Below are 13,279 nucleotides of genomic sequence, written 5' to 3'. Positions count from 1 at the left end.
TGGAGGTGTACCTAATGAAGTTAGGCGTTTTTATGGTTCTGTTCGGTGGAAAACCTTTCGAGGAAGCGTTGGATTATATTGCTGCGAAAGGCTTAGATGCTGTTGAAATTGGTACAGGGGGCTATCCCGGTACAGCGCACTGCAACCCAAGCGAACTTCTTGCAGACGCAGGGAAACTAAAAGCATTTAAACATGCGGTAGAATCCCGCGGATTGACAATTAGCGCACTTAGCGCCCACGGTAACCCGCTGCACCCGCAAAAACACATTGCAAAAGAGTTTCACGATGCTATCATACAAACGATTGATCTTGCTGAACGCTTAGAAGTACCTGTAGTTAACACGTTCTCAGGCTGTCCTGGAGACCATGAGGATGCGAAGTATCCGAACTGGCCGGTAGCGCCTTGGCCGAACGATTTCCAAGAGATTCTGGACTGGCAGTGGGGGAATAAAGTTATTCCTTACTGGACAGAGACAGGCAAATACGCTTCTGATCGTAATATTAAAATTGGACTGGAACTGCACGGTGGCTTCTCCGTACATACGCCAGCAACCCTCCTTCGTCTGCGCGAAGCAGCAGGTGAAGCAATCGGAGCAAATCTTGACCCAAGTCACATGTGGTGGCAAGGTATCGATCCTGTTCAAGCTGTTCAAATTCTTGGCCGTGCGGGAGCGATCCACCATTTCCACGCCAAAGACACATCCCTTGATGTGAACAATGTGAACCGTTATGGTGTAACAGATATGCAATCCTATGCTAACATGCTTGACCGCGCTTGGCAGTTCCGTTCCGTTGGTTACGGTCACGATATGAAAGTTTGGGCTGACATCATCAGTGCTCTGCGCCTTGTTGGTTATGACTATGTCGTGAGTATCGAGCATGAAGACGGTTTGATGTCCGTTGAAGAAGGATTCTCCAAAGCCGTGCAAAATCTCCAACAAGTACTCATCAAGGAACCTCTTGGTGAAATGTGGTGGGTATAAGCACTCGCTTCAAGGATAAAACTTATACTTTCTTATCTACTAATTAAAACAAAAAAGCCCGCAGGCGCCGTTGATCTTACGATCTTGGTCCTGTGGGCTTTTATCTTGTTTTGCTCCGACTTACCAGCCTCTGATCATAACGACATCCATGATGCCGAATACGATCAAGGCAACTCCCGCAAACCCCAGGGCAAACAAATTTCTTCGAGGGTTGATCAACTGTTTAATGACCGCAATGGCGATGACCACCGTGAAGATCAAAACGTAAATATCAAAGCTTGTATACGTGCTTGTTGTTGCTGCTGCTTCCGCTAATAACATGGTGAAACCTCCTTATAGTAACTCGGTGCAAGGCACACGTCCTGCTATTTTAATTCTATGTTAGCTTGATTGAGCACTAGATGCAAGTGATTACACTGATGTGTAACAAGTTTGTCACCTTTTGCAGGGTTTCTTCTTGATGAATCGAGATTTCTCAAACCTGCCTCGTAAGTATAAAATGTCCATCTCTTCGGATATTTATAACCGGGCATACTATGATTCAGCTCTTAACTCTATATCAAAAAAAAATAAACCCGAAATCCCTATCGAGGGACAATTCGGGTTCTATGTTTTCATAGAGTTGCACTTCTTAAACGACTAGTCCGTACACGGGGTCGAATTCTTTATGCTCCTCGATGTATGCGTTTTGTAGTTTTTCTGCTAATTCTTTCTCCTGCCAGGCTAAGAATCGAAAAGGATCAATACCTAAAGCAGAAACAATCTCTTGTAACTCTAACGTCGGTTTCATAATAAGCCTCCATAAAGTAGATAGATTAGAACTGCTATATCCTCGATCAAGGATAGTATAGAGGGATATTTTCGTATGCTACTTATAACCTAATTATAGGTCTATTCTCCCCCATTGTGATAGAGGGTTAAATTGTCGAAGCTTGTATCATTCAATTAAGTCTTAACAAAATTTAAGGTTTGTTAGTCAAAATTGTGACAAAAGTAAAAAAATAAGCTTGGCGTCACGATCACTTGTATCGTGAGCCAAGCTTATTCGGGTAACTTACTAGCCAACTGATTCTTCTAGCACTTCAAGACGCTTCGCGTAGTTCTCAGAACGCTCCCGATCCCGTTCAAGGATCGGTTTCAAATACTGGCCGGTGTAAGACCCGGCCACCTTCACGACATCCTCCGGCGTACCGGCAGCCACGATCAGTCCTCCGCGGGTACCACCCTCGGGGCCTAGATCGATGACGTGGTCCGCCGTCTTGATCACATCGAGGTTATGCTCGATGACAAGAACAGTTTCACCGTTCTCAACGAGACGGTGAAGCACCTTCAGCAGACGATCGATATCGTGGATGTGGAGCCCCGTAGTGGGCTCATCCAGGATGTAGATCGTCTTGCCTGTGCTGCGGCGGTAAAGCTCCGCCGCGAGCTTCACACGCTGGGCTTCGCCGCCGGACAGCGTAGTCGCTGGCTGGCCGAGGGTCATGTAGCCCAGCCCCACATCCAGAAGTGTCGTCAGCTTACGATGAATACGCGGCAAGTTCTTGAAGAACTCGCAGCCGTCCTCAATCGTCATCTCCAACACTTCGGAAATGCTCTTGCCTTTGTACTTCACTTCCATCGTCTCGCGGTTGTATCGCTTGCCTTTGCAGACTTCACAAGGCACGTACACGTCCGGCAAGAAGTGCATCTCGATCTTGATGATGCCGTCACCGCGACAAGCCTCACAACGGCCGCCCTTCACGTTAAAGCTGAAGCGGCCCTTCTTGTAACCGCGAACCTTGGCTTCGTTCGTATTCGCATAAACATCACGAATATCATCAAACACACCGGTATACGTTGCTGGATTCGAGCGTGGCGTTCGACCAATCGGTGATTGGTCAATATCGATGACTTTATCAATATGTTCAAGTCCCACAATTTCCTTGTGATCACCAGGACGCACCTTAGCTCCGTTTAAATCACGTGACAAGGTTTTGAACAAAATCTCATTAATCAACGTACTTTTGCCTGAACCGGATACCCCTGTTACGCAGGTGAATACACCTAGTGGTACTTTAGCCGAAACGTTGCGCAAATTATTTTCTTTGGCGCCTTTGACCTCGATCCATTTCCCGTTAGGCTTGCGTCGCGCCGCTGGAATAGGAATGAAACGTTTGCCGCTAAGGTATTGCCCTGTAAGTGAGTTTTCATCTTTCATTAACTCTTTAGGCGTACCTTGTGCAATGACTTGTCCGCCATGAATACCGGCGCCAGGTCCGATATCGATAATGTAATCCGCAGCCATCATCGTGTCTTCATCATGTTCTACGACGATTAATGTATTGCCGAGATCACGCATATGTTCGAGCGTCTGAATCAGACGCGTATTATCTCTCTGGTGCAGTCCGATGCTGGGCTCATCCAAAATATAAAGGACACCCATCAAACTAGAACCGATCTGAGTAGCCAAGCGAATCCGCTGTGCTTCTCCACCCGATAACGTACCTGCGGCACGATGCATCGTTAAGTAATCAAGACCTACGTTGACTAGGAACCCTAGGCGAGATCTGATTTCTTTGAGAATCAAATTGGAAATCGTCAGCTCTCGTTCATTCAAGTCAAGCCCTTTGAACCATTCCTCAGCGTCACCAATCGAGAGGGAAGTTGCATGCGCAATGTTTTTGCCATTGATCGTCACAGCTAGCGTTTCAGGCTTCAGACGCTGACCTTTACACTTCGGACAAGGCTTCGTACTCATATACGTCTGAATGTGCTCCCTGATCCCCTCAGAGAACGTATCTTTGAATCTGCGTTCCAAGTTGCGAATGATACCCTCGAAAGGAACTAGCGCTTCCTTGCTCGCTCCCATATCATTCTCGTAGCGGAAGCGAATCTTCTCCCCGCCTGTTCCATAAAGGATCACCTTCATCTGATCACTGCTGATCTCAGAAACAGGTACATTGCGCGGAATGGAATAATGTTCACAAACCGCTGCAAGAAACTGCGGATAATAGTTGGAAGTGCTGCCCGCCCAAGCTTCGAATGCTCCCTCTTCAATCGTCAGCTTCGCATCAGGGACAAGTAAATCAGGATCAACGATCATCTGACTGCCTAGTCCATCACAATCAGGACAAGCACCGAAGGGACTGTTAAACGAGAACATTCTCGGCGCTAATTCTTCAACGCTGAAGCCGCACTCCGGACAAGCTAAGTTCTGGCTAAAGAGCAGCTCTTCTTGGTCTATGATATCGACGATGACTCGGCCATTTGCCAACTTAAGCGCTGTCTCCAGGGAATCCGCAAGACGAGTTTGAACATCCTCTTTGATCACGATACGGTCAACAACGACCTCGATCGTATGCTTTTTATTTTTGTCGAGCTCAATCTTCTCAGCGAGATCGACCGTTTCACCATTGACACGCACCCTGACGAATCCCTGCTTTTGAATATCAGCAAGCAGCTTCGTATGTTCGCCCTTGCGTCCTGAAATAAGGGGAGATAGAATCTGGAGCTTCGTTCGTTCCGGATACTCCATAATGCGATCCACCATTTGTTCCACGGTTTGCGATGTAATCTCAATGCCATGGGTCGGACAATGCGGACGTCCAATTCGAGCATATAGTAAGCGCAAATAGTCGTAAATCTCCGTTACTGTCCCAACCGTGGAGCGCGGATTACGGCTTGTTGTTTTCTGATCAATGGAAATAGCCGGGGATAGACCTTCAATCGAATCTACATCCGGCTTATCCATTTGCCCTAGAAATTGTCTGGCATAGGCAGATAGAGATTCAACGTATCTGCGCTGCCCCTCCGCATAAATCGTATCAAAGGCAAGCGATGATTTCCCAGATCCACTTAAGCCTGTGAGAACAACAAACTTATCACGCGGAATCGTGACATCGATATTTTTCAGATTATGAGCTCTCGCTCCTTTAATGACGATTTGATCTCTAGACACAGTACCCTTCCTCTCCTATGTGAAGCTGAAGCCCCTTCTAGGCGTCAGCTTTCATTTCCATAATAGCATCACGCAGCTGCGCGGCTCGTTCGAACTGCAGGTTCTTCGCAGCCTCTTTCATCTCGCCTTCCAAACGCTCGATCAGCGATGCGCGATCCTTCTTCGACATCTTCGCACCCTTCACATCGGCCAGATAATCCGCTTTCTGTTCAGCCACCTTCGTAGCTTCAATGACATCGCGAATTTTCTTGGCAATCGTTTGCGGTGTGATCCCCAGCTTCTCATTATGCGCTTCTTGCAGACTTCGACGGCGACTCGTCTCATAGATCGCTTTCTGCATGGAGTCTGTTATTTTATCTCCATACATAATGACACGTCCGTCTGAATTCCTTGCTGCACGGCCGATGGTTTGAATCAGCGATCGTTCCGAGCGTAGGAACCCTTCTTTGTCCGCATCTAGAATAGCGACCAGCGAAACCTCTGGTAAATCAAGCCCTTCCCTAAGGAGGTTAATCCCCACAAGAACATGGAAAGTCCCCAACCGCAAATCACGTAAAATCTGCATACGTTCAAATGTCTTGATATCCGAGTGCAAGTATCGAACCTTAATCCCTATTTCCTTAAAGTAATCGGTTAAATCTTCCGACATCTTTTTCGTTAAGGTAGTAACGAGCACCCGCTCATCTTTACGAATTCGATCATGAATTTCCGCTATTAAATCATCAATTTGTCCTTTGGTTGGTCTTACCTCAATAATAGGATCCAGTAACCCTGTAGGACGAATAATTTGCTGTGTCATTTGTGGACAATGTTCCAGCTCATAAGGTCCAGGCGTTGCTGATATATATAAAATTTGGCTGACTTTCTCCTCAAACTCCTCAAAGCGTAGAGGTCGGTTATCGAGTGCAGACGGCAAACGGAAACCATGATCAACCAAAACTTCTTTTCTCGCCCTATCTCCATTATACATTGCTCGAATTTGCGGCAAAGTCACATGAGATTCATCGACCATGAAAAGCATATCGTCCGGGAAATAATCCAAAAGTGTATAAGGCGTAGCTCCCCGCTCACGGAATGTCAGCGGCCCTGAGTAGTTCTCAATGCCGGAGCAGAAACCCATCTCTTGCATCATTTCCATATCGTAACGCGTCCGCTGTTCCAGCCTCTGCGCTTCGAGCAGCTTACCTTGCTCTTTCAGCTCGGCAAGACGCTCCTCCAGCTCACGCTCAATATTCACGAGCGCGCGCTTCATCGTATCTTCGTGCGTTACAAAGTGAGACGCTGGGAAGATAGCAATATGATCGCGCTCGCCGATTATTTCGCCGGTAAGCACATTGATTTCCGTAATCTTTTCAATCTCATCACCAAACAACTCAACTCTCACCGCTTGTTCGCCATGAGAAGCCGGGAAAATCTCAACGACATCTCCGCGCACACGAAATGTACCACGGACAAAATTCATATCATTCCGCTGATATTGAATATCCACAAGCTTGTGTAAAATCTCATTACGCGATTTCTCCATACCTACACGTAAAGAAAGAAGCATATTACCGTATTCAATTGGCGAACCCAAGCCGTAAATACAAGATACACTCGCAACGATAATAACGTCACGACGTTCAAATAAAGAGCTTGTCGCCGAGTGGCGAAGCTTATCAATCTCTTCATTGATGCTGGAATCTTTCTCGATGTAAGTGTCAGAGGAGGCAATGTAGGCTTCTGGTTGGTAGTAATCATAGTAACTAACGAAGTAGGAGACGGCATTATGAGGGAAAAATTCTTTAAATTCACTGCACAACTGTGCGGCTAACGTTTTGTTATGCGCAATAATCAGGGTAGGACGGTTCAACTTGGCAATGACTTGCGCCGCTGTGAACGTTTTTCCTGTTCCCGTCGCACCTAAGAGCGTCTGATGCTTATTACCCGCTTGTATACTTTGAACAATTTCCTCAATCGCTTTAGGCTGGTCGCCTTGCGGTGAGAAATCGGATACAAGCTCAAACTTTTTAGAGCTTACTACAAGTTCACTCATCAATAATCACCTACACTTATAGAGGTTGTTTAAAAAGTTCACTTTTTAAACCTACATTTTATCGAAATAAATCGAACTTTTATCCTATTAACTTTCCTTATGCTATTTCCGATATAGAAGTTTATGGAACTTATTCTGCACAAATATGAAGGAATCTCTAAATTCATCCATCATAAGAATGTTTGTTCTGGTTTTTCCATTATACCCTTTTTGAATCATGGATGCAAACGGCAATATCTGTTACGGCCTGTATAAATTTTGTGGAGTGCGGCTCCAACGTACTTATCAGGTTGCTTTATGGTTCCTATTCTTTTTATGCTAATTAGGAGTGGTACAATCATGGATTTGACAACAGTTTTAGGATTAGTATTGGGTCTAGCAGGTTTAGTCGGCGGGTACATGTGGGATGGCGGTCATATTAATTCATTGATCATCCCGAGTGCCATGCTAATCGTTTTCGGGGGGACCTTTGGTGCGGTAGCCATCAGCTTCCCGCTCTCTATTTTAGCCAAAATTCCTAAAGCTCTAAGCATTGCCTTCAAAGAAGTAAAAAGAGATCCAGGGGCGACGATTGATGAACTTGTGGATATGGCTTCAATCGCTCGTCGAGAAGGAGTACTAGCCCTAGAGCAGCGCGCACAGGAGCATACAAATCCGTTCCTTAAAGATGGCCTGCTTATGGTGGTGGATGGAACCGATCCCGAGCTGACCAGACAAATTCTGGAGCTTGAAATGGACGCTATTGAGCACCAGGTTAACAATATGTCAAAGGTATTCGAAGCCGGAGGCGGATATGCACCAACCATGGGAATTATCGGTACCGTTATGGGGCTCATTCACGTTCTCGGTAATCTCGACGACCCCTCCAGTCTCGGACCTGCTATTGCTGTTGCTTTCACAGCTACCTTATATGGTGTTATGAGCGCCAACTTGGTCTATCTTCCGATTGCTAATAAAATTAAGGTTCGCGGCAAAGAAATGGTTTCCGAAATGGAACTGATGTTAGAAGGCATTCTTGCCCTTCAAGCCGGTGAGAACCCACAATTAATTAAGAAAAAACTGAATTCGTTCCTCCACGATAAACCAACGAAGATAGTCGTAGAGGAGGATGCCGATAATGGCGCGGAGAGGTAAGAAGCACGAGGAACATGTCAATCATGAGAGATGGCTCATTACTTACGCCGATTTAATCACCCTTCTGCTCGTTTTCTTCATTATTATGTATGCAATGAGTAAAGTCGATGTTCAAAAGTATTCCGTTCTGGCCCAAGCCTTAAACATGCAATTCCAGAAAGCCGACTCGGTTTTGGATAAAGGCTTTGGCGTTAGCGGCCAAATGACCCCTAAGCAAGGCGATGCGGACAGTAAGGACAAAGATGCTGCCAAGCATAACGTGAATGATCAGAAGGAACAGAAAGATAAAACAAAGCCAGAGGTAAGTGAAAAAGAGAAGCGCGAGAAGGAGCTTCAAGATCTTTTAAAACAAGTCCAAGCCTATATTAAGGATCAAAATCTAGAGGCACAAGTGTCCGCTAGTGATACAGAACGCGGTGTGGCCATTACGTTAAACGACTTATTCCTGTTCGACTTGGGAAAAGCGGATCTGAAAACGGCCTCCTTTCCTATTCTACAGAAGCTTGCTTCCCTCATCCCTACGCTGAACAGCAAGGTGAGCATTGAAGGTCATACCGACAACTTGCCGTTAGCTACAGGCAATCCTTTCAAAGATAACTGGGGATTATCCTTCGCCCGTTCCCTTTCGGTGCTTCGTTATTTTAGTGATACGGCCAAACTGGATAACAATAAATTTATCGCTACCGCTTATGCCGATACGATGCCAAAAGTAGCTAACACCAGCGATGAGAACCGCAGCAAAAATCGTCGCGTCGAAATCATCGTACTGCGTGATGGGCTTTCTCCAACAACAACTGTTAAATAAGCAAAGACCCTTCCTCTTTCAAACGAGAGGATAGGGTCTTTTTATTATCACATGGATTTCGTCGAATCATTGGATAACAAGCCGGTCAGTTTACTTCGCAAATAGGAAAACAGATGCAAGGGTCTTTGCTCTAGGAAATAAAGTGCATCCTGATCCGGAGCTAAAATAATTCCTAATTGATGATGATCGCCAGAGTATATGGCTCGCTGCAAGAAACGCACCTCATCCTGCTCATTCAGCACTTCCAGCCGGCAGAAGGCGGAATTCAGCCCCATGGCAACGTGCAGATCGGTTTTCGTCTTGATTTTGTGACCGTTCACTTTGTGAATGAGTTCGCCCGTTTGAATACCTAGCTCGTGAGCAGGACTGTTCGGTACTACCGACAACACCATAAGACCTCGCTGTGAGTGAACGTAGAACGGGACCAGCTTATCTTCCATCCATTGGTTATAACGAATCAATACTTCATGTAAAGCAATGCTTAATACGGCTCCTACAAGCAGAATCGGCGGCCAGAAATGAGCGGCAATCGCTGTAACTAACAGGATGATGCCATATAAGTAGAGCAAGCTTGCACTGAAACGAGCTTGTTTACGGGGAAGCTTCGATATCGTTAGCTCCGTAAAGCCAATCATTGCCGGAAAGGCAAGAAGTATCCATCCTGATGCGAGATTCGAACCAAACAGCGTTTCCCATGGAAGACCTTGTATACTTCCCCCCGTCATTGGAACAAGCAAGAATAAAGGGACAGGCCAGAAGCCTTGCAGCTGTTGCCCGCCAATAATTTTCCCTCTTCTTCCTTCGAGAAATAGCGGTGTTGCCATACGTGCCCCTTGAAAGCCCACGAGCGTCCCTTCTAGAAGGTGAAGCACAGCGACAATGACCAGTAAGGAGGGGATATCTGCACCAACCACAATGCCTAGAACCGGAACCGCCTCCTGGAGGCTGGCAGCATTCGGTAGCCATGAAAGAATCACTTGTGCGATTCCCAAAATACCTACCGCATAAGCCAAACAGAAGAATCTAACACGCATCATCACTAGGATAATCGATAGGACCCATAACAGAATCACCGTGCCCGCCTGAATATTAACTCCTACGAAGAGCATAAGTACGGAGGCACTGATACCGCCTAGCCATCCCCAAAGTACGGTTCGCCACGTCTCATTCAATAAAGAATGCAAGCGCGTGTGAAACAACTTACGCTCCATCTGAATCTGCTTCCGATAATGAAGCACGATAAATAGAATACCTATATAGTAAAAAGGATTCGCAAACAACTGCCCTACAGCCTGCAGCAATCTGTCCAAGAGTTGAATCAATACATCCATACGAATCTGGGTCTCCTTGATGAAAAAGAAATAGGAAGGCAGCCGTAGCAACCTTCCTACACTAATTCGACTATTAGAGCCTAACTCCTGCCCATCTTGACGAATTTCCAATATCTGATCCTTATTATTTCCCGATTTGCTTTTGGATTTGCCCAATTGCTGCCTTCAGCTGCAAATCGTTTTTCGGTTCACGGATTTGCGCCAAAATTGATTTTTCGATTTTAGCCGCTGTTTCCGTGTCTACTTCGCCTGTCATAGTCAAACCGTTAGTCCGTTGGAATGCTTTAACAGCTGTAACTGTTTTATCATTGAAATAACCATCCGTACGTTCTGGGTTAAAGCCAAGTCCGGATAACATGAGCTGAAGATTCTTCACATCATCGCTTGTCGTATCCTGTTTAAGCACACTTTTCTTAGACAGCGGAGCTGCTTTGAAATAACCTGGCTGCTCAATTGGAATATCCGGTTGGATCCCCGTTTTGTGAATCCAGTTGCCGTTAGGCGTTAACCATTTGTACACCGTCATTTTAATATTGCTGCCGTCGCCCATTTCCTTCTCAAAAGTAACCTGAACGGTTCCTTTCCCATAGGAAGTTTCGCCAATAATCTTGCTGCCAACCGCTTCCTGGAATGCTCCTGCCAATATCTCCGAAGCACTCGCACTTCCCTTGTTGATAAGCACAGTAACCGGATAGTTCTTGCCTGAACCCGTTGAAGGTGTCGGCTCCCGCTTGCCATCCCGGTTCTCGACCTGAACGATCGGCTTGCCGCTCTTAACGAAAGGATTCACGATGTCTACGACTACGTTCAGCAGACCGCCTGGGTCATTACGCACGTCGATAACAAGTCCTTTCATCCCTTTGGCTTCAAGGCTTTTCAGTTCTTCAGCGAAACGGACGGCTGTATTCGAGGAGAATTGGCGAATCTCAATCTTCCCGATTTGGTCCTGCAGCATTTCGCCATAAACCGTTTCAACGTCAATATTATCCCTGACCACGATGACTTGCACCGGATCACCGGCACCTTGACGAAGTAAATCCAGCTTCGCCTGCGTCCCTTTAGGGCCGCGGATTTTCATGACCGCTTGGTTGAGTGTAAGCCCGTCCAATTTCTCTCCGTTGACGGAGACAATCACGTCTTTGGATTGAATTCCCGCTTTCTCAGCAGGAGATCCCTTGATGGGAGACACGATAACGAATTTACCTTCCTCAATCGAAACCTCTGCCCCTATACCTTGAAAAGAGGACGTAATACTCTCATCGAACTGCTTCGCTTCCTTCTGATCCATATAGACTGTAAACGGATCTTCTAGAGATTCCAACATGCCATTGATTGCGCCGTTGACCAACTTATCATGATCCGGCTGCTTCAAATACTTGCTCTCGATCAATTGAAACGTTGTAGAGATTTTGCTCAAATCCTTACTTGATAGCCCGGATGAAGTGGCCGTGGACGCGGCTGTACTGCCCGCTGGCTGCTCTTTCCGCCCCCAAGAAAAGGATGAATCCACAATCGTCAGTGTTACGATACTGCTTGCAAACATGGCTAACAAAACAAATACTATGACCGTGCGTCCTTTGAATTGCAAAGCGCGTTTCACCACCTTTTTCCTAAAACCCATTTGGGCTTGCCTGTTTGTAGTATATGACAAGCTATTCCCATTTTATAACCAAGTTCCCCTATCGCAAGAACGGTTTAGGATCGGTTGGAACTTCATTCTTCCTAACTTCAAAATGCAAATGGTTCCCTGTCGATTGACCTGTCGAGCCAACACCGGCAATCTTCTGTCCGCGTTTCACCACATCGCCAACTTTGACGTAGATCCCATCATTCATAATATGTCCATATACCGTCCATAACCCATTCCCATGATCCACGATGACGCAATTCCCGTAGCCGTTCATCCAAGAGGCATAGATGACAGAGCCGTTCTCTGCCGCGAGGATGTCCGTTCCTTTGGGAGCTCCCAAATCAATCCCTTTATGGCTCTCTGCTCTGCCTGTAACTGGGTTGATTCTATTCGTGAAATCAGATGTAAGTGGCGCTTGAACAGCCAATGGGTAACCCAGTTTCCCACCGGAATAAGTGAAAGGCGACTTCGCATTACTTGCAGCCCGCTTCTTCGCCTGTAGGTCAGCTTCTTGCTTCGCTAATTGAGTAATCTGTTTATCACTTTCTTCTGAAATATCCTCAAGTACCTTCTCTTGCTTCGTAAGGGAAGCAATCTTAACTTCCTTGGCCTTCTCCTTCGCTTGCAGATCATCCCTAAGGTCATCTGCGTCAGCGTAAAGTGCTTTAACCTTCTCAAGCTGCTGCTCCGTATCCACTTTCTTCTGGGCAACCGTCTCTTTATCTTTCTTATTCGACTCTAGTATCTCTTTATCTTGATTGACAATAGATTTCAAAGCTTCAATACGATTCAAGAAATCAGAAAAACTGGTCGCGCTAAGCACCACATCCATGTACGAAACAAAGCCGTTCATATACATCAAACGCACTCGGGATTTCAGCATGAGATCACGGCTTTCCACACGCGCTTCCGCTTCATCCAATTGTTTGGCATTATCCTCTAATGTGTCCGATACCTGATCGATCTCCTCATTCAGCTTCGTGAGCTTCGCACTAGCCTCATTCACCTGATTAACAAGCGTTTTCATATCCTTGGTCGCCTGGTCCTTCTCTGTCTGGACCTTCGTTATTTGATTCTGCGCATCATTTGCCTTCTGCTGCGCTTGCGCCTTCATCTTCTTGAGCTGAGTCAACTGCTGATCGATCTTTTCCGTTGTCGAAGCGGCATATCCCGCATATGGAACCGCTAATGAAGCCGCAATCCCAAGTGTCAACACTACAGGTAGAATCTTCTTCTTCAAGCACGTAGCCTCCCCATCATTAAAACCTGGTTCTTCTTGAATCTTTTATACTTTGAAGCTCTTAAATTCTGAATCTATGAATCTTTGAAAATGAAAAAACAAATAGAAACTTAAAAAGCGATATAAGCTTGGACTCCAGAAATGTCATCAGCTCGTTAATAAAAGGATCGCTTGCCTCGAA

10 protein-coding genes are annotated in these 13,279 nt (G+C 46.0%); 3 read left to right on the top strand and 7 right to left on the bottom strand.

Annotated elements, in window-relative coordinates; all coding sequences use genetic code 11:
- Positions 1-14: 14 nt before the first annotated feature.
- A complete protein-coding gene (locus ASG93_RS12335; protein ID WP_056832288.1) occupies positions 15-983 on the top strand; it encodes a sugar phosphate isomerase/epimerase family protein in 969 nt (322 codons plus the stop codon).
- A gap of 120 nt (positions 984-1,103) precedes the next feature.
- Here ASG93_RS12335 and ASG93_RS12330 read toward each other — a convergent pair whose 3' ends face one another.
- The 4 genes from ASG93_RS12330 to uvrB all read right to left on the bottom strand — a co-directional run bounded on the left by ASG93_RS12330 (position 1,104) and on the right by uvrB (position 6,958).
- The gene (locus ASG93_RS12330) at positions 1,104-1,304 is read right to left on the bottom strand and encodes a DUF2759 family protein (RefSeq protein ID WP_056832286.1); all 201 of its coding nucleotides are present in this window, start codon (positions 1,302-1,304) and stop codon (positions 1,104-1,106) included.
- 310 nt (positions 1,305-1,614) lie between these two features.
- On the bottom strand, positions 1,615-1,773 hold the full coding sequence (locus ASG93_RS35025; RefSeq protein ID WP_156410880.1) for a hypothetical protein: 159 nt from the start codon (positions 1,771-1,773) through the stop codon (positions 1,615-1,617).
- 267 nt (positions 1,774-2,040) lie between these two features.
- Complete coding sequence (gene uvrA, locus ASG93_RS12325; RefSeq protein WP_056832284.1) at positions 2,041-4,923, bottom strand: excinuclease ABC subunit UvrA; 2,883 nt, start codon at positions 4,921-4,923, stop codon at positions 2,041-2,043.
- 37 nt (positions 4,924-4,960) lie between these two features.
- On the bottom strand, positions 4,961-6,958 hold the full coding sequence (uvrB, locus tag ASG93_RS12320) for an excinuclease ABC subunit UvrB (protein WP_056832282.1): 1,998 nt from the start codon (positions 6,956-6,958) through the stop codon (positions 4,961-4,963).
- Between the two features lie 339 nt (positions 6,959-7,297).
- Here uvrB and ASG93_RS12315 point away from each other — a divergent pair, with 339 nt between their 5' ends.
- The gene (locus ASG93_RS12315) at positions 7,298-8,092 is read left to right on the top strand and encodes a flagellar motor protein (RefSeq protein ID WP_056832281.1); all 795 of its coding nucleotides are present in this window, start codon (positions 7,298-7,300) and stop codon (positions 8,090-8,092) included.
- Positions 8,076-8,897, top strand: coding sequence for a flagellar motor protein MotB (locus tag ASG93_RS12310; RefSeq protein WP_056832278.1), 822 nt, complete (start codon positions 8,076-8,078; stop codon positions 8,895-8,897). The genes ASG93_RS12315 and ASG93_RS12310 overlap by 17 nt, the downstream gene beginning before the upstream one ends.
- A gap of 47 nt (positions 8,898-8,944) precedes the next feature.
- On the opposite strand, the gene ASG93_RS12305 is transcribed toward ASG93_RS12310, so the two are convergent.
- From ASG93_RS12305 to ASG93_RS12295, 3 genes are all read right to left on the bottom strand, one after another.
- Positions 8,945-10,228 carry a PDZ domain-containing protein gene (locus ASG93_RS12305; RefSeq protein WP_056832337.1) on the bottom strand — a complete coding sequence of 428 codons (1,284 nt, stop codon included), beginning with the start codon at positions 10,226-10,228 and terminating at the stop codon, positions 8,945-8,947.
- 124 nt (positions 10,229-10,352) lie between these two features.
- Positions 10,353-11,816: a S41 family peptidase gene (locus tag ASG93_RS12300; protein ID WP_056832276.1), complete on the bottom strand. Its 1,464-nt coding sequence runs from the start codon at positions 11,814-11,816 to the stop codon at positions 10,353-10,355.
- 91 nt (positions 11,817-11,907) lie between these two features.
- The gene (locus tag ASG93_RS12295; RefSeq protein WP_056832274.1) at positions 11,908-13,098 is read right to left on the bottom strand and encodes a murein hydrolase activator EnvC family protein; all 1,191 of its coding nucleotides are present in this window, start codon (positions 13,096-13,098) and stop codon (positions 11,908-11,910) included.
- Positions 13,099-13,279 lie beyond the last annotated feature (181 nt).

This window comes from Paenibacillus sp. Soil787, from assembly GCF_001429545.1.
GTDB lineage: Bacteria > Bacillota > Bacilli > Paenibacillales > NBRC-103111 > Paenibacillus_E.
Note: the sequence above shows the minus strand (reverse complement) of the source record. Positions and strands in the feature narration are given on the sequence as shown.

Bases quoted from the DNA above. Each gene is read 5' to 3' on its own strand.
- ASG93_RS12335 (WP_056832288.1), top strand. From the start codon at position 15: ATGAAGTTAGGCGTTTTTATGGTTCTGTTCGGTGGAAAACCTTTCGAG.
- ASG93_RS12330 (WP_056832286.1), bottom strand. From the start codon at position 1,304: ATGTTATTAGCGGAAGCAGCAGCAACAACAAGCACGTATACAAGCTTT.
- ASG93_RS35025 (WP_156410880.1), bottom strand. From the start codon at position 1,773: ATGAAACCGACGTTAGAGTTACAAGAGATTGTTTCTGCTTTAGGTATT.
- uvrB (WP_056832282.1), bottom strand. From the start codon at position 6,958: ATGAGTGAACTTGTAGTAAGCTCTAAAAAGTTTGAGCTTGTATCCGAT.
- ASG93_RS12315 (WP_056832281.1), top strand. From the start codon at position 7,298: ATGGATTTGACAACAGTTTTAGGATTAGTATTGGGTCTAGCAGGTTTA.
- ASG93_RS12310 (WP_056832278.1), top strand. From the start codon at position 8,076: ATGGCGCGGAGAGGTAAGAAGCACGAGGAACATGTCAATCATGAGAGA.
- ASG93_RS12305 (WP_056832337.1), bottom strand. From the start codon at position 10,228: ATGGATGTATTGATTCAACTCTTGGACAGATTGCTGCAGGCTGTAGGG.